Raw genomic sequence first — 17180 nt, 5'->3', positions numbered from 1 at the left:
CTGTAGCATGATTTAAGAGGTTACAACTGATTAATATGAACTTTGTATGGTTAGCCGCCACATTAGCATCAAACTAACTTGGTTGTATAGGATTGAATCATTGATCTACAAAAAGAGTGCCGGAAAAATTCCGACACTCTCACTAAAACTGTTATTCTTTAGTAACTAATTTCAATGGAACAGATATGGTTTCGTCTACCTTTTCACCTTTTAAGACTTTTTCGGAGGCATTAACCGCTTCTTTACCGATAAGAGCCGGTTGCTGAGCGATCGTCGCTTTTAGCTCACCGTTTTCAACAGCCTTTAAAGCATCATCGTTTCCATCAAAGCCAACAACAATGATGTCTTTACCAGCTGCTTTGATTGCTTCAATAGCTCCTAGAGCCATTTCGTCATTATGAGCGAATACCCCTTGAATGTCCTTTTTACCTTGTAGGATATTTTCCATAACGTTAAGACCTTTTGTGCGGTCAAATTCTGCCGTTTGACTTGTCAGCACTTCTAATTGCTTGTCAGCAATATTATGGAACCCTTTACCACGTTCCCGAGTTGCAGATGCACCTGAAACGCCTTCTAGCTCCACTACTTTTGCGTTTTCGCCAAGCTCTTTAACTAGGTATTCTGCAGCTAATTCTCCACCAGCCACGTTATCGGAAGCGATGAATGTTTCGATATCCCCTTCTTCAGAAGAACGATCAATTGTAATAACAGGAATACCCGCTTCGTTTGCTGATTGAACAGCTGAAGAAATTGCGCTTGAGTCTGTTGGATTAACAAGAAGGATATCTACTTTTTGAAGAATTAAATCTTCAATCCCACTAATTTGTTTTGCTGTATCGTCCTGTGCATCAACAACTGTAACTTTCATGCCCTTTTCTTTTGCTTCTTTTTCAATACCATCTTTTAAAGAAACGAAGAATGGATTGTTTAACGTTGAAATACTGACTCCGACTTTCACGTCTTCCATAGAGTCTTTGGTTTCTTTTTTATCATCTTTTTGACCCGAATCCATTGAACAGGCAGCTAACACCATTAAAGAAAGAATCATGAACAACGATACTATTTTTTTCATTGATTACACCTCAACTTATGATTTTTTACGGTCAAGTAAAACCGCAACTAATATAACTGCACCTTTTACCACTTGTTGGTAAAAAGAAGATACACCTAGTAAATTCATACCATTATTCAAAGTACCGATAATCAGAACACCGACTAGTGTACCGAACAACCTGCCTTTACCGCCTGAAAGGCTTGTTCCGCCAAGCACTACCGCAGCAATGGCATCCATCTCATAGGATTGACCAGCTGTTGGTTGTGCCGAATTCAAACGGGATGTTAAAATGGCACCAGCAATCGCTGCCATAGTACCTGCCAGCCCGTAAATGGCTACTTTTACTCGATCTACTTTAATCCCAGATATACGGGAAGCCTTTTCATTTCCACCAATTGCATACGTTTTACGGCCAAATGATGTTTTATGAAGTAGGAACCATAGAATAAAGAAAGCAATAATCATCACAACCGCTGGAACCGGCAGCCCAAGGAAGTATCCTCTCCCAAGCATTTGGAACAGTTCTGAATCACCAATTCCTGTAATTGGCTTTCCATCTGTATAGACGAGCGTTAATCCACGGAAAATTGTCATCGTAGCCAGCGTCACAATGAAAGGTGCCATTTTCCCTTTTGAAACAAGAATTCCATTAATTACACCCATTAGTGTACCCAGTAGAACTCCTACTAATATTGCTAAAATTGGATCTAATCCTGAGACCATCATTCCAGCCATAAGTGCGCTGGATAGAGCCAGTATGGAACCAACGGACAAATCTATTCCACCTGTTAAAATGATAAAGGTCATCCCAAATGCAATAAGCGCATTAATAGAGGTTTGACGCAATAAATTCAAAATATTATTTGGTTCCATGAATGATGGATTTAAAACAGTTATTACGATAAATAATAAAATCAAGGCGAGTAACGGACCAAATTTCTGCCAAATCCCGCTTTTCCCTGTAGCCTCAAGTTTCATCCTAGTTCCCTCCTGTCGCCAATGCCATAATTTTTTCTTGTGTTACTTCCTGCTTTTTCAGTTCCCCGGCAATTTTACCTTCATGAACAACAAGGATTCGATCACTCATCCCAACGATTTCAGGGAGCTCTGACGAAACCATAATAATGGCGATACCGCGCTCTGTTAATTCATTCATTAATTCATAAATTTCACGTTTAGCTCCAACATCAATTCCCCTGGTTGGCTCATCCATAATCAATACTTTAGGCGAAGTGCCAATCCATTTGGCAATAACCACCTTTTGTTGATTCCCACCGGATAAATTACCGATGATCGTTTCTGTAGAGGATGTTTTCACGTGAAGTCGCTTGATCATCATCTCTGCAAATTTTTTCTCATCTTCCGTTTTTACGAGTCCACTAGGAGCAAAGCTTTTTAAATTCGGCAGGCCGATATTTTCTCGTACTGAAAAGTCCAGGATCAAGCCCTCTTCTTTACGGTTTTCCGTGATGAAAGCTAAACCGTAGCGAACTGCATCCGTTGGTTTTCGTATGGAAACTTTCTTACCTTCAACAGTAATCTCACCGCTGTCTATTTGATCAACCCCGAAAAGGGCACGCATTATTTCTGTTCTACCGGCTCCCATTAATCCGGCCACGCCCACAATCTCACCTTTTCGGACAGCGAAATGGATATCTTCAAAAAGCCCCTTTTTAGTTAGTCCTTTTACATCAAGGACTACTTCACCTAGATGGGCTTCACGATGAGGGAAACGATCCTCTAGCTCCCGGCCAACCATCTTTTGAACAACTTCATCGAAAGTTGTATCTTTAATTCTTTTCGTATCGACAGTTTTTCCATCACGCATCACGGTGATTCTGTCGCAAATGGAAAAGATTTCTTCCATTCGGTGAGAGATGTAAACAAGAGACACGCCTTTTTTGGTAAGGCCCTTCATCACTTCAAAGAGCTTCTCGATTTCTCTATCAGTTAAGGCCGCGGTTGGTTCATCCATGATGATGACTTCGGCATCCGTCATAAGCGCTTTAGCAATTTCAATCATCTGCTGTTCTCCAACGGAACAAAGCCCTGCTTCCTTATCAAAAGGAAGGGAAATATTAAGCATTTTAAAGATCTCATTTGCCCGCGCTTTCATTTGTTTATTTCTTAGGACACCGAAGGCATTTACCATTTCCCTGCCGATAAATAAATTCTCTAACACCGTCATTTCCGGCCAAATATTCAATTCCTGACGGATAAAGGCCATTCCCGCTTCTTCCGCTTCCTTTGAATCCTTAAATGAGGTTTCTTTACCATTAATTTCAATAGTCCCTTGATCATGCTTATGCAGCCCGGTCAAAATGTTCATCAAGGTCGATTTTCCGGCTCCATTTTCTCCCATAAGTGCGTGGACTTCTCCAGCCTCTAAAGAAAACTGAACGCCTTCCAATACCTTGTTTTGACCAAATGCTTTATAAATATTTTTCATTTCAATTTGCATGCTCTTCACCTCTTTTATTTAAAAAAATACTCCAGACTGCAAAATGCAGTTTGAATACGGCGTCGTTTCTCCTGTACGGATTACTGCCTTTGCTTTACTTGTCAGCCTTTTAAAATCCTCATGGGAAACATATTCAATCGCATTTCCGAATTGCTGTTCCATATATTGATGCTGCTTTGAATTCTTCTCCTTCACCTCAGTGGCGGCAATCACTTTTTCGACTACCATATCTTCATGAACGGCACGAACAACATCTTGAAATGAAGGCGTTCCAGGTTTTAAGGCTAGATCTATTTTAAGCACTCCTGAAGGTACCGGGAGGCCGCAATCACCTATGACAATATAATCCGTATGCCCAAGGTCAACAAGAACTTTGGCTATTGAACTATTGATGATTCCATGACGTTTCATTCTTCAAAGCTCCTTTCGACTTCTTCCCTTGTCGGCATACCTCCTTGAGCTCCTAACTTCGTAACAGAAATAGAGGCAGCCCGGTTTGCGAATAACAGACAGTCGTCAAAACTTTTTCCTTCTGCAACAGCAACCGCGAGTGCAGCATTAAATGTATCCCCTGCACCTGTTGTATCGACTGCTTCAACCACAAAGCTTGGGACAACCTTCTCTTCATGCCCGTCAAAATAACGGACGCCATTTTTACCTTCTGTAATAAATAATTTATTTGGATACTCTGTTAAAACTTCCGTCCGGTCTCTTCCACCGAATAGTATTTCGAATTCATGTTCATTCGGTGTAATGAATGATGACTGTTGAATAACAGCCTCGCTTATCTTACGTGCAGGTGCTGGGTTTAAAAGTAATCTCTTTTGGAGTTTTTCACATAATTCAGCAAGGTATAAAACAGTTTCCTCTGGTATCTCCTGCTGAACCATGACGATATCTGATTCCTCGATGATTTTTTTCGCTTTTTGTACATATTCAGGAGTGATGGAATCATTTGCTCCTTTAACGACAATAATGCTGTTATCACCTTCTGAAAGGGTAATGTGAGCTGTACCTGACATAGCACCTGTAACCGGTTCCACATACTTCGTGTTTACCTGATTTTTTTTCAGGTTTTCTAAGATGATCTCTCCATAAAAATCATCTCCTACACATCCAATCATTGTTACTTCCGCACCAAGACGAGCTGCGGCCACGGCCTGATTGGCCCCTTTTCCTCCAGGAACTGTTATAAAAGAATCTCCTAGAACTGTTTCCCCTGCTATAGGACGCTTAGCTGATGTTACCACTAAGTCCATTGAAGAACTTCCTACTACTGCAATTTTTATCATGGCTTCTCCGCCTTCCTTCTCGTTGTTTGTCTTTCCACAAAAGAAACTGGAAGCTTTTTGTGCGTTTCTTCTATCTTTTCCTGATTGATCTTTTTAATTAACAGTTTTGCTGCTTGTGCCCCCATCTCATAGGCGGGCTGGCGAATTGTCGATAGCGGAGGATGTAATAACGCTGTGAATGCGATATCATCGTAACCTATCAATTGAATATCTTCAGGGATTCTTATTCCCCTTTTCAAGATTTCTTGTAGGGCGGCTGCTGCAACAATATCATTACAGGCAATGATTCCATCTGTCTCCGGATACTGCTCAAACAACTGTCTCGCACAAATTTGTCCACCTTGAAGGGTAAGAGATGAATCCATGACTTGGACATTCACTTCCGCTTGCTCCAATTCTTCCAATGCTGCAATGTACCGTTCATAAACAGGCTTTATTTCGACTGGTCCCCTGATAAGGACGATGTTTGTGCTACCTCGATCGAGCAATACACGAGCTGCCAATTTACCGCCTGTTTTTTGATCCGAATAGACGGCTGGTAACTCCTCTGCTGTACGATCAAGAAGGACAACAGGAATTTCTAGATTATCAAAATTTTCATTTGTCTCTTCACTTGTTGATGCAATCATGCCCACTACATTATTCTGTAGAAAGGTGTCAATATATTCTATTTCCTTATCTCGCTTTTCATCGCTATTCCCAAATATTAATCGATATCCAAATTTCTGCAGATAGTCCTCAACGCCCCTTGCCATTTCTGGAAAGAAGGGATTAGTAATGTCAGGTAAAATCAAGCCAATCAATTTAGATTTACGTTTATAGAGGGATCTTGCCACTTCATTCGGTTTATAATTTAACTTTTCAACAGCTGCCATGACCACTTTCTTTGTGTCTTCATGTGCATATCCGCTGCCATTCATCACTCTTGAAACCGTTGCCACGGAAACTCCCGCTTCCTTTGCAACATCCCGAATAGTTGCCAATATATCCACCTCAATATATTATGTGTAACCGTTTACATATTTAGCTTATCACCAATTCATATGGACGGCAAGTCCTATTCCACAGATATTCATTAGGTAATTTGAACCAAAAAGCATAACACAATCCTTTCTTAGGTATACATTTGATGAATAATGAACATAAAGGTTCCTTTCACATCTCTAGTTATGAAAACAAAAAATTCGAAAAAGCTGGCTCAAATATCTGAGCCAACTTTACATTTAAAGTGTGTTTGCAGGTAACTTTTCGTAAAGAGCATTATTTACATACCCAAACTCAGATGCATGCGGACGATCTTCGCCATCACTATATCCGTATTGAAGCATACGGTTTCTGTTCAGACAGAGTTTGGTTAATTTAGGTGCAAAGAAATTGAATGTCTCGAAACGATCCTGCAATTGTGGGAATTTTTGCTGATGTGTAAGGATTGCTCGAGCGACACCTTCCCAAAAGACATTCTCATCCAATAGGTTCCTTCTCATAAGAAGTGTGGACAAGTAACGGAAATGACAGATAAATAGTCCCGTGAAAATGAATTGAACCAGGCCCTCCGGAGCTTCGCTTCTTAGTACCTTTTTTAGATTATCAGGAAGCATACTTAATTCAGGAAGCGGCTGATCACTGATATTTACATCATCTACAAAATCCTTGATTGCCAACCGGTGCGGTTTATAATTCTTCAATACTAAAATTGTATTTTGGCCATGCGGTGAGAAGACAACCCCATACTGATAGATAAAATGTAACAATGGTGAAAGAATGACGTCGAATAATTGGGCTGTCCAGGCCTCCGTAGTTAATCCGGATTTTTCAATCAGGCTTTCCACATACGGCTTTCCTTCGTGGTCCACATGCAAAAGGGATGCAAGTGTAATAGGCTTCTCGCCTTCTTCCATATAACTGTATATGCTTTCTCTCCAAATACCGCCTAGCATCTCTAAATATTGATATGGTACATTCTTTAGCTTAGAAAAATATGGGTGATCCACATTTAAACTGGCCACCTCACCAGGAAGTACTACTTTACATTCTTCCTTTAAGAACGAATCATTATTGTAAATGTTCTTAATATACTCTGTGATTTTTGGTGCAATGACAGTACGCTCTGCTGGTAATCCACGGTAGACCAACGTATTTAAAATGCTCATTGGTAGCTTGACGTGATGTTTGTTCTTATTCGAAACATTAACAAACGTCCGAATCGATTGCTGTGGAAGATACTCATCAGGGCCGTTTCCTAAAGCTACAATCAGACCTTTAGCCAAATCATCGGTAAAATTCTGAATGATTACATTCTTCCATTGCCATTCATGGATTGGCAGGTAAAAATAGTCTTCTTCCTTTAACCCTTTCCCTGCCAATCTGTTTGCAAATACTTTTCGGGTTTCATCATCTAATTCATTTTCCATCAATTGCTTATAGGATAACGTTTGGATGGAATTGAATGCACCCCTTGTTTTATGAACGGCAATCCATGATAGCTGAATTTTCTCCTGATTTTCTGGAGCGAATTTCAAGTAATCATCATAACCGAATCCAATTCTTCCCTTGTTATAGGCAATCCAAGGGTGACCGCTCATTTCTCCTTCAAGTAGCGCATAGTCCAGTTCGACTAAATCATCCGCGTTTTGTTCCGGTTTAGATAGTAATTGCAGGTCTGCAATCAACGTATGATGGAACTCTTTGATTAAATGGCCCGTTGTTTCTGCAGTCATCCCGATTAACGGCTGAAGGTCCAAAATGAATTGAATGGCATCATTTGCTTGTCTGGTTTGTTCTGCTTCAAATACTTTAATCGATTCAGCCTGTACATCATAACTGTCAAAAAGACGAGGCAAGGCTAAAAATTGATAAGATTTTTCCTCATTTATCTTTAACTCATATAAGTTTCCTGCTACATCTTCGTTCAAGACAGCTGGATGGATTATATCTTCATACATATACTCGGAAATCATTTTAGCGAGCAAGTTTTGGTTTACTATCGACCAATTTTTTTCTGTAACCGCCTTTTCCACTTCATTTATGAACTGCATACATTGACTCCCTTTCTTTCTATTAATAGGCCATGACTGGTGCTTTTACACGGAATGATTGAAAAGCTCCTTTTGGTTCAGATGGATAAATCTCTTTTCCTGCTAATTGATTAATAATAATGGAGTTCCGGAATGCCCCTAATCCTAAATCAGGTGCGCCCACGCCGTGCGTATGTATCTCGCCATTCTGAATAAAAAGATGATTTGGTGTAGATACGGTCGTACCAACTCGATAGTCTTTAGTAATTTCAAGTCTGCCGAACTCATCGCGGACTATGAGGTCTTCCATACTGTCAAGGAATGCCGGCACGGTTGATTTGTAGCCAGTACCAAAAACGACCGCCTCTGTGTTCACATCAAATTCGCTTTCTTCCACCCACTGTCGACATTTCAATGTCCAGCCATTTTCAGTTGGCTTTACGGCTGCAACTTCTGTCATTGCCCTAAGTTCAATGGCAAGTTCTGCATTTCCAATAGACTTTTCATACATTTTGTCAAAGATCGCAGCAATTGTCTTCGCGCTGATTCCTTTATACAACAGATCCTGTTTTGGCAGAATGTCATCTTTCTTTTCCTGAGGCAGCCGGTAAAAGAAATCTAGGTAATCTGGAGTGAAGTATTCCAACCCAAGTTTTGAATATTCCATAGGAAAAAAACCTTTGGATCTTGTATACCAGTTTAGCTGGTAACCATGGTTCTCCTGCTCATTCAGTAGGTCTTCAAATACCTCGGCCGCACTCTGTCCGGATCCAACAACTGTTATGGATTTTTTCTTTAAGACATTTTCTTTATTCCGTAAATAATCGGCCGAATGCAGGATGCTCTCTCCCATATATGGACTAAATGCAGACGGTACAGCTGGAGCACTGCCAATTCCCATGACTATATGACGGCTATAATAGACTTCAATCTGTTGAGTTTTTTCATCTCTCACACTGATCTGATAGAAAGATTCCTCTTGATCCTTAATATACTCCAGCGCCTCTACCGCTTTTCCAAAACAGCAGCTATCAAGTTGATTCGCRGTCCAGCGGCAATATTCGTTATATTCTTTTCGCGGAATCAAGAATTTTTCAAGGAAGTAGAAATGATAAAGCCGGTCATGTTGCTGTAAATAATTCAAGTAACTATATGGGCTTGTCACATCTGCCATGCTAACTAGATCAGCAAAGAATGGTACCTGCAGTGTCGTCCCTTCAAGCAACATCCCTTCATGCCAATTAAATTCCTGCTTTTTCTCAAAAAAGACGGCATTTAGCTCCGGGGTTTTCTCTAAAAGGGCCGCAAGTCCAAGGTTAAAGGGACCTATCCCGATTCCAACCACATCATAGATAGATTGTTGCTTCTCCATACTTCCACTTCCTCTCGAAATTCTCCCGCGTACATGACATAAGTAATCCTGTTTTGTCAGGGAGTTCAATCTCTTTAATTGGGGTAAAGCCGCATTTTTCAAATAAATGAATCATCTTTGCATTCCGGATATCCGGTTCTGCCATCACTTTGTTTGTGGTAGAAGTCAGTAGTTGGAATTTCACCATTGCACGTAAAAATGGCAAAGCTAGTCCTTTTCCAAGATACTCGGGATCACCAATGAGTAAATGAATACCCTGGTCACCCTCCTCAGCCTCATAATATTTTTCAATGATATCGCCTTTTACCCAATACGACTCCCAATAGCTCATTGGGATCTCGTCCAGGCAACCCAAGTATAGTGTTTGGTGTGTATCAGCCAACGCTTTCTGCAAATGAACAGCAAATTTTTCTTTTGAAAAATTCAAGTTCCAGTAGGGGATCACATGATCTTCGTGCATCCAACTATGCAGAGTATCAATATCCCGCTCAAATTCCACTTTGACAAAAGAAAGCTGCTGATTACGGTCTTTCAGCTTTTCTTCATAACTATTTTTCATAGGTGGCTAAAACCCCCTGCGCGAACGGATTTTCAATGGTCGTATAAACTGACTGTGTCTCAAGTGAGCCAACAAGCTCGTCCATATCATGAAAACGCGTCAGTAAATTGGCTTTACAAGGTAGTTCTTGTTCATAAAGCAACCTCGAGACAACTCGGTTCAATCCTTCATCTTTGCTTTCCTTACCACTAGATTCTAGTTGTTCCTGAACGAGCTGTAATAGTGTCTGCTCTGATGCTAATCCTTCCGTACCAAAATTGTTGATTATGCCTAATAAGTGATTAAAGAAGAAATAGTATTGAAGTCTTTCTTCAGCAACTACATCAGAACAAATTGTGAAGCTTTTTTCACTTAGTTCAGGCAGGATGCTCATCAGCCGGTCTACTTTTGATTCACAATAGTAATACCCTTGATTATCTCGATAATAAAAAGTGGATGGGTACCCATTTTGAAGCTGGATAATTGAATTTTGTTGATGGGCTTCTAGAACAATTCCATACTCTTCAAACAGCCAAAGCATCGGTTTTAGTGTCATTGAAAGATACGTATTAAACCAATCCTTACTTACTTCTTCAGTACTACGGTTTTCTTCTTCTGCTAATTTTCGGATGATCGCTCCAAGCCTTGATGGTGCACCATAGGCATTGTCCTGACATAGACCTGCAATCAGGCTTGCTTGTTTATTGTTTTCATAGAAAGGATTTTCCCGAATATCAACATCAAAACCTGAATCTTGTTCAGTTGTTTTGATTGTTAGATAAGCAGGGTCCTTTATGACGCGGAAGGACGGGTGCTGCTTTCTTAAATCATCGCCCACTTTGGAATCTATTAATTTCGCGATTTCAACACCACGATCGAGTTCTTTTTGCAGATTTGCACGTAACGAGTTTGTGATTTTAACCGGAACGGAAAACTTATACATATATTTCGATGTAGCACTATAGACTGTTCTGAATGAAGAAGTGGCCGTGAATTTTTTCCCAAGCGGGCCTGCATAGATTAGTAGTCCTAGCTCAATTAACTTCTTGACTTCTTCTTTTTCGACTAGTTCTTTTGCCTGAAGCGGGTGCCCTGGAATAATGATATATGGGCTTTCTTTTTTGCAATACGTGTCACGGAATCCACTGGAAATCTCCAAATCGCCGGCTAATTCCTGTTTAATGATCTCACTTGCAGATATGACTTCACTAGAGTCTTGGATGACAATCGATGAATCTGCTAGGAAGTAATGAAGCTGGAACTCCCCTTTTAATTCTGGTGAATAGTTCCATTCATCCCTATCTGATATTCCCTGCTTACTTTTCGGTGTTGGATGGAACAAGTGACCAAATAGAAGGGACTGTTCTGCTTCGATGTATGTAAAGTCAGGACTTTGAAGTGCATCAAAGTCTTCTCTCCGTGCTTCCACATAGCGTTGAATATTTTGGCTACTTAGGATGACACGCAACATCAATTCATCTTCACTATCTGTTCGGCCCTGTTCATTTAATAATTCTTTAGACACGGCTGAAACCATTGTCACGTAGTCTAATTCACGCACTTGTTTGGACGCCGTTTGGTAGTAAACCGGGAAGGATATAATATGACGCCCCGTTTCCGACCAATACTTTAGTGGAACAAGCAATGCAATATCTTGGGATGCAAGATTACTGACTAATAAAGAAGTCGGTACAGTACCCTCCAGTTCAGGCCAGTTCTTTGTTTCTTCTAGACTGCAATTCCCAGTTTCTCGGAAATAACAATTCAGAAAGCTTTGCATCGTCGCCCGTTCAGCTATTTGCTTACTATTCATCATCATTCCTCCATCATCTTGAACATTTCACCTAATACCCGAATCTCATCTATGATTTCCTCTATGTGTTCAAGCTTTGTCATTGGATTCAATAGAGTCATCTTTAAATAAACCTGTCCATCAAAACGAGTTTTTGCCAAAAATGCACGTCCGCTCTTTAGTAATTCTTGCTGAATCTGTTTATTTAGAAGATTTACTAATTGATCACTTTTTCCTTCGGGATTATAACGAAATATAACTGCATTCAATTCGGGATTTTTATTTAATACGCTGAATCCTTCTGCTTTATTGATCTTCGCAGCCACTTCGCGTGCAAGATGACAAGTATAGTCAATCATTTCAGCAAATGTATCGAGTCCAACAACCTTTAATGACATCCAAAGCTTCAACGCGTCGAATCTTCTTGTCGTTTGAATCGATTTATTGACTAAGTGGACCATCCCCTCCTCTTCATCTTCCTGTGGATTCAAGTAATCGGCGTGATGCTGGATATATTGAAACGAATTGCGGTCGGAGACAAGAAAGGCACCGCAACTGATTGGTTGATAGAATAATTTGTGAAAATCAACCGTAATTGAGTCAGCCAGTTCAATTCCATTGATTAATTCTTTGAAATCCCGACTTAAAATCATCGCTCCGCCATAAGCGGCATCCACATGCAGCCATAACCCTTTTTCCATTGCAGCTGCAGACAATTCATGTAATGGATCTATAGAACCAAAATCCGTTGTTCCACATGTGGCAACAATCGCAAATGGAAGTAAATCCTGCTCCTCTAAAATCATAAGCTGACGATTCAATTCATCTATAGAAAGACGGTGATTAGAATCCGTTTTAACCGTTATTACCGCCTGTTCACCAAGCCCTAGCTGTGCCGCGGATTTACGAACCGTAAAGTGGGCAGCCTCCGAGCATAAAATCCGCAGTTTTTTTGCTTCGGTTGGCAGACCATGTTGCTGTACATCTATATCCCAGACACGCTTACAATAGGCGTCTCTCGCCAATAACAGTCCCATATAATTAGATTGGGTTCCACCGCTTGTGAAAATCCCGTCCGCTTTATCAGAAAAACCTACCTGAGTGCACAACCAATCTATTAAACGCTCTTCAATAAAGGTTGCGGTTGAGCTTTGATCCCAGGAATCCATTGATTGATTTAGAGTACTGATAATCATTTCGGCAGCCACTGCAGGTATGAGTGTCGGGCAATGCAAATGTCCGATACAGGTAGGGCTGTGTACATTGATGCTGTCATTAATAACAAACTCAGCTAGTTCAGCTGCGACACCTTCCAATGTCTCCCCTTTTATAGAACCAAGGGATAGCTCATTTAATCTCGCTTCTATTTCATGCGGTTTTTTCCCAGAATACGGCTGATTATTCTCTTTTAAAAAGTCGGTAAGTCTTTTTTCGATGATTTTTAAAGAATCGGTGTAATTATTGAAACCGGCCTCGTTATTCAAGAAAAATGGAGAATAAGCAAAATTAGTTTTATTAATCGTTTCAATCATTTATTCTTCACCCTCTTGCAACAGCTGCACGAACAGCTTCTTCAAAAATTGCAGTAGCTTCTCGAAGCTGGGATTCCGTTACGATTAATGGAGGCAAAAACCTCACGACGCTACCATGTCTGCCACCGACTTCTAAGATTAATCCTCTTTGGAAACATTCCTGTTGAATGGTGCTGGCAAGTTCAGAATTAGCCGGATAGCTTCCATTCGAGTTTTGCGGTTCTAAATGGTTAACCAGTTCAACACCGACCATCAATCCCCGGCCTCTAACATCCCCAATTTGTTGGATATCTTTTTGCAAATCTTTAAGAATATTCTTTAAGATTTCTCCCATTTTAGCTGCATGCTCCACAAGATTTGTTTCTTTCATGAACTTTAAAGTTGCTGTTCCTGCTGCCATTGCCAATTGATTTCCGCGGAACGTACCAATATGAGCACCCGGAGACCATAAATCCAGATCTTTGTTATAAATCACGACGGATAATGGAAGGCTGCCACCTATTGCTTTTGATAGTACAAGAACATCTGGAATGATTCCTGCATGTTCGAAGGCAAACATTTTACCTGTTCGGCCGATACCTGATTGAACTTCGTCGATAATTAATGGAATGCCTCTCTCTTTTGTAATTCTCCTGATCTCCTTAAGCCACGGAATTGGTGCTGGAATGGAACCTCCCTCACCCTGTACTGCCTCTAAAATCATTCCTGCAGGTGCTAATAATCCAGACTCAGGATCGTTCAACAAGTTTTCGATATACTGGCTACTAATTTTGTGACTTTCCTCTCCGCCAATTCCAAATGGGCAGCGATACTGGTATGGATATGGTAGGAAATGCACGTCTGGCATTAACCCTTGAACTTTTTCCTTTGGTTTTGTATTACCGCTAATTGACATGGTCGCATGTGTTGCTCCGTGATAAGCACCTTGGAAAGATAAAATGCTTCGGTTGCCTGTAGCTGTTTTAACTAATTTAAGTGCCGCCTCAATAGCATCTCCGCCAGTAGGACCACAGAATTGAATCTTTGCATTTTTTCTGAATTCTTCAGGCAGACATTCAAAAATTTCATCAACAAACTGCTCTTTGATTGGCGTAGTAAAGTCCAATGTATGTAAAGGTCGTTTAGCTTTTAGAACATTTTCCATTTCTTCTAGCACAGCCGGGTGATTGTGTCCGAGCGCTAATGTTCCAGCACCGGCAAGAAAATCAATATATTTTTTTCCGTCCATGTCTGTTAGGTATATTCCCTCCGCCTGATCGATGGCCATAGGTAATCTTCTAGGATAAGATCGAGCATTTGATTCCCTTGTGTTTTGTTGTTCCAGTAATTGATCATTTTTGGTAAGTGTGGTTGTTCCCATAATGAGCCTCCCTGTATATTAATTAATTGAGAATAATTATCATTATCATTATCACACAATTCATTCTAATGATAATGATAATTATTCTCAATGAGTAAATCCGCTCATTTTTCTTCTAATAAATTCCAATAATATTAAACAGAGGTTAAAAATGGTATTTAAATGGTTGTAACTAGGATATTCTGTTCATTTTATGACCTGGAAATTTTTCTTAAGGTTTAATTAAGATTATATAAATAAGCTTGACCTAGATAAAAACACAGAAAAGGAGGAACAAAAATGAATGGTTTGAAAGGCAGGCGTGAACTCAAACATGCAATTACCAAAGCGGATTGTTATCTATTAAGAAATAACCTACAGACCTTTATGAAGCTTGATCCCCATGGACATGATGGAAAGTATTTAATTCGCAGTGTCTATTTCGATAACTTTGACAATAAAATACTAAGGCAAAAACCAGAGGGCTTCTATCATAGAGATAAATTTAGAGCTAGACTTTATGATTATGATTCCGGCTTTATTAACCTAGAAAAAAAGAGTAAGCGGGATAATTTAACCTATAAACAGAAATGCAGGCTCTCTGCTGAGGAATATGAACGAATTCGTTTAGGGGATATAGAATGGATGTCTGGGGATTCAAGGGATTTACTTCGAGATTTATATATTCAAATGACCCTTTTTTATTTCATTAGTTAATACCCTCTATTTATTTCCCAACCAAATGACTCTACGTACAAAAATAATTTCTTTCCCTTTTTTTCTTTATTTCTATAAAAGTTCACGAAAAAAACCAAAAATCAACTTGGACAGACGCAAAAAAAAAAATCTAAAAAAATAAATACCTTGATTTCCTACTAATATGATTAACCACGTTCCAAGCGCCTTTTCATAACTTTTCATAACACTTTCTTGAGCTTATTCCTCCCTCTTCTTGACTTAACAAACTGCTCTCATCGATTATTTTTAAACTTATAATTACCCTTATTTGGTATAAAATAGTAAAATAGAGAGAGGATTTGAACCTCTATTCAGAGAGACTGGTTACTTGTTTATTATTTTTATATACGGGGTAAAGATTTCCATCATTAATTTTCCGATTGTCCATTACCAATCTTGTCAAAACGTGTCGGTGTCAGGGGGGGAACGAATGAAAAGAAATCATACAATGATGCAATTTTTCGAGTGGCATCTTGAAGCAGATGGCTCTCATTGGGACAGATTGAAGTATGAGGCTTCCAAGTTGAAAGATATAGGAATTGACTGTGTTTGGCTTCCGCCAGTTACAAAAGGGCAATCCGTAGGGGATAACGGCTATGGAATTTATGACGGATACGATTTGGGTGAATTCGACCAAAAAGGATCCGTTCGAACCAAATACGGAACAAAAGAGGAATTGCTTCAAGCAATAGCTACATGTCATAACTACGGTCTTTGCGTGTATATCGACCTAGTTATGAACCATAAGGCTGGAGCTGATGGAACTGAAAAATTTGAAGTCATTGAAGTCAACCCGGACAACCGGATGGAAGACATTTCAGAACCATTTGAAATTGAAGGTTGGACAACATTCGATTTTCCAGGCCGTAATAATCAATACTCTGATTTTAAATGGAACCATACTCATTTTAATGGAACGGACTATGATGCCGGAAACGACAAAATGGGTGTGTACCGGATAACAGGGGAAAATAAACATTGGAATAAGCATGTTATTGATGAATTTGGTAATTACGATTACTTAATGTTTGCGAATATCGATTACAGTCAGCCAAAAGTTCGCCAGGAGATGATTAGCTGGGGAAAATGGATGGTCGACACGTTAAAATGCGATGGTTTTCGATTGGACGCTGTAAAACATATTGATTATGATTTTATTAATGATTTTTTACAGGAACTCCTCCCTTATACAAAGGAACATTTCTTCATGGTCGGAGAATTTTGGAAGGCCGATGTGAAGGCTTGCCAAACTTACTTAGAACAAACAAATCATGACCTCAGCTTGTTCGATGTTTCTCTGCATTATAAATTTCATGAAGCCTCAAAAGCAGGCTCTAAGTTCGACCTCTCAACCATCTTTGATCATACCCTCGTTAAAACCAATCCGGCACAGGCCGTTACTTTTGTCGACAACCATGACTCCCAGCCACATGAATCACTAGAATCCTGGGTAAAAGACTGGTTTAAACCATCAGCATATGCCCTTATCTTGCTGAGACTTTGCGGTTACCCCTGTGTCTTTTACGGAGACTATTACGGAATCGGCGGACCTTCTCCAGTTCCTGGAAAAAAGGATATTTTAGACCGCCTCTTATTTGCTCGATATGAAAAAGCCTATGGAAAACAAGAAGACTATTTCGATGATCCAAACACGATAGGCTGGGTCCGACTTGGAGTCGAAGAACTAGAAGGGTCTGGATGTGCTGTTATTGTTTCCAATGGAGACCACAACAGTGAAAAAAGGATGTTCGTCGGTGAACATCGTGCTGGTGAAATCTGGATTGACCTGACCTTTCATAGAGATGATCATATCACCATTGAAGAAGATGGTTTCGCAACCTTTCCTGTTCATGGTAAAAGTGTATCTGTTTGGGCATTGAATATGTAAAAGTACATGCTCTTAGACCCATACTTTCAAAAAACAACAGCAAAGAACAGCATGTGGGTACTAACATGCTGTTCTTTGCATTTTTGTACAAAATCTATTTTAAAGTTCATATCTAAAAAAGATAGAAGGACGAATCATTCATCCACTAGAACAAAATATA

The 17180-nt window shown here is 39.8% G+C and carries 14 protein-coding genes; 2 read left to right on the top strand and 12 right to left on the bottom strand.

Annotated features, from left to right (window positions below):
• Positions 1 to 151: 151 nt before the first annotated feature.
• The 12 genes from rbsB to AC1DUW_RS02405 all read right to left on the bottom strand — a co-directional run bounded on the left by rbsB (position 152) and on the right by AC1DUW_RS02405 (position 14415).
• Positions 152 to 1072: a ribose ABC transporter substrate-binding protein RbsB gene (gene rbsB, locus AC1DUW_RS02460; RefSeq protein ID WP_053348355.1), complete on the bottom strand. Its 921-nt coding sequence runs from the start codon at positions 1070 to 1072 to the stop codon at positions 152 to 154.
• A gap of 15 nt (positions 1073 to 1087) precedes the next feature.
• Complete coding sequence (locus AC1DUW_RS02455; protein WP_053348354.1) at positions 1088 to 2032, bottom strand: ABC transporter permease; 945 nt, start codon at positions 2030 to 2032, stop codon at positions 1088 to 1090.
• A 1-nt stretch (position 2033) separates the two neighbouring features.
• Positions 2034 to 3515, bottom strand: coding sequence for a sugar ABC transporter ATP-binding protein (locus tag AC1DUW_RS02450; protein WP_477641936.1), 1482 nt, complete (start codon positions 3513 to 3515; stop codon positions 2034 to 2036).
• A gap of 18 nt (positions 3516 to 3533) precedes the next feature.
• Positions 3534 to 3926, bottom strand: coding sequence for a D-ribose pyranase (gene rbsD, locus AC1DUW_RS02445; protein ID WP_477641935.1), 393 nt, complete (start codon positions 3924 to 3926; stop codon positions 3534 to 3536).
• Entirely contained in the window at positions 3923 to 4807 is an 885-nt protein-coding gene (gene rbsK, locus AC1DUW_RS02440; RefSeq protein ID WP_053348351.1) for a ribokinase, read from the bottom strand. Before rbsK ends, rbsD begins: the two co-directional genes overlap by 4 nt.
• On the bottom strand, positions 4804 to 5790 hold the full coding sequence (locus tag AC1DUW_RS02435; protein ID WP_053348350.1) for a LacI family DNA-binding transcriptional regulator: 987 nt from the start codon (positions 5788 to 5790) through the stop codon (positions 4804 to 4806). Before AC1DUW_RS02435 ends, rbsK begins: the two co-directional genes overlap by 4 nt.
• Positions 5791 to 6030: 240 nt before the next feature.
• Entirely contained in the window at positions 6031 to 7842 is a 1812-nt protein-coding gene (locus AC1DUW_RS02430) for an IucA/IucC family protein (RefSeq protein ID WP_477641934.1), read from the bottom strand.
• Positions 7843 to 7864: 22 nt separating this feature from the next.
• Positions 7865 to 9193: a lysine N(6)-hydroxylase/L-ornithine N(5)-oxygenase family protein gene (locus AC1DUW_RS02425; protein WP_053348348.1), complete on the bottom strand. Its 1329-nt coding sequence runs from the start codon at positions 9191 to 9193 to the stop codon at positions 7865 to 7867.
• Positions 9168 to 9752 (bottom strand): GNAT family N-acetyltransferase, encoded by a 585-nt coding sequence (locus AC1DUW_RS02420; protein ID WP_056522045.1) that lies wholly within the window; start codon positions 9750 to 9752, stop codon positions 9168 to 9170. Before AC1DUW_RS02420 ends, AC1DUW_RS02425 begins: the two co-directional genes overlap by 26 nt.
• Positions 9742 to 11547, bottom strand: coding sequence for an IucA/IucC family protein (locus AC1DUW_RS02415; protein WP_477641942.1), 1806 nt, complete (start codon positions 11545 to 11547; stop codon positions 9742 to 9744). Before AC1DUW_RS02415 ends, AC1DUW_RS02420 begins: the two co-directional genes overlap by 11 nt.
• Complete coding sequence (locus AC1DUW_RS02410; RefSeq protein ID WP_053348345.1) at positions 11547 to 13055, bottom strand: pyridoxal phosphate-dependent decarboxylase family protein; 1509 nt, start codon at positions 13053 to 13055, stop codon at positions 11547 to 11549. The genes AC1DUW_RS02415 and AC1DUW_RS02410 overlap by 1 nt, the downstream gene beginning before the upstream one ends.
• A gap of 7 nt (positions 13056 to 13062) precedes the next feature.
• A complete protein-coding gene (locus AC1DUW_RS02405) occupies positions 13063 to 14415 on the bottom strand; it encodes an aspartate aminotransferase family protein (protein ID WP_053348344.1) in 1353 nt (450 codons plus the stop codon).
• A gap of 279 nt (positions 14416 to 14694) precedes the next feature.
• Between AC1DUW_RS02405 and AC1DUW_RS02400 the strand changes: the two genes are divergently transcribed.
• Complete coding sequence (locus AC1DUW_RS02400; RefSeq protein ID WP_477641933.1) at positions 14695 to 15111, top strand: VTC domain-containing protein; 417 nt, start codon at positions 14695 to 14697, stop codon at positions 15109 to 15111.
• A gap of 451 nt (positions 15112 to 15562) precedes the next feature.
• Positions 15563 to 17020, top strand: a complete 1458-nt coding sequence (locus AC1DUW_RS02395; RefSeq protein WP_053348342.1) for an alpha-amylase — start codon at positions 15563 to 15565, stop codon at positions 17018 to 17020.
• Positions 17021 to 17180: the final 160 nt, after the last annotated feature.

The sequence above is a fragment of the Peribacillus sp. P4_C12 genome (assembly GCF_056402095.1).
Note: the sequence above shows the minus strand (reverse complement) of the source record. Positions and strands in the feature narration are given on the sequence as shown.

Bases quoted from the DNA above. Each gene is read 5' to 3' on its own strand.
- AC1DUW_RS02410 (WP_053348345.1), bottom strand. From the start codon at position 13,055: ATGATTGAAACGATTAATAAAACTAATTTTGCTTATTCTCCATTTTTC.
- rbsK (WP_053348351.1), bottom strand. From the start codon at position 4,807: ATGATAAAAATTGCAGTAGTAGGAAGTTCTTCAATGGACTTAGTGGTA.
- AC1DUW_RS02415 (WP_477641942.1), bottom strand. From the start codon at position 11,547: ATGATGAATAGTAAGCAAATAGCTGAACGGGCGACGATGCAAAGCTTT.
- AC1DUW_RS02430 (WP_477641934.1), bottom strand. From the start codon at position 7,842: ATGCAGTTCATAAATGAAGTGGAAAAGGCGGTTACAGAAAAAAATTGG.
- AC1DUW_RS02395 (WP_053348342.1), top strand. From the start codon at position 15,563: ATGAAAAGAAATCATACAATGATGCAATTTTTCGAGTGGCATCTTGAA.
- AC1DUW_RS02420 (WP_056522045.1), bottom strand. From the start codon at position 9,752: ATGAAAAATAGTTATGAAGAAAAGCTGAAAGACCGTAATCAGCAGCTT.
- rbsD (WP_477641935.1), bottom strand. From the start codon at position 3,926: ATGAAACGTCATGGAATCATCAATAGTTCAATAGCCAAAGTTCTTGTT.
- AC1DUW_RS02455 (WP_053348354.1), bottom strand. From the start codon at position 2,032: ATGAAACTTGAGGCTACAGGGAAAAGCGGGATTTGGCAGAAATTTGGT.
- AC1DUW_RS02450 (WP_477641936.1), bottom strand. From the start codon at position 3,515: ATGCAAATTGAAATGAAAAATATTTATAAAGCATTTGGTCAAAACAAG.
- AC1DUW_RS02405 (WP_053348344.1), bottom strand. From the start codon at position 14,415: ATGGGAACAACCACACTTACCAAAAATGATCAATTACTGGAACAACAA.
- AC1DUW_RS02400 (WP_477641933.1), top strand. From the start codon at position 14,695: ATGAATGGTTTGAAAGGCAGGCGTGAACTCAAACATGCAATTACCAAA.
- rbsB (WP_053348355.1), bottom strand. From the start codon at position 1,072: ATGAAAAAAATAGTATCGTTGTTCATGATTCTTTCTTTAATGGTGTTA.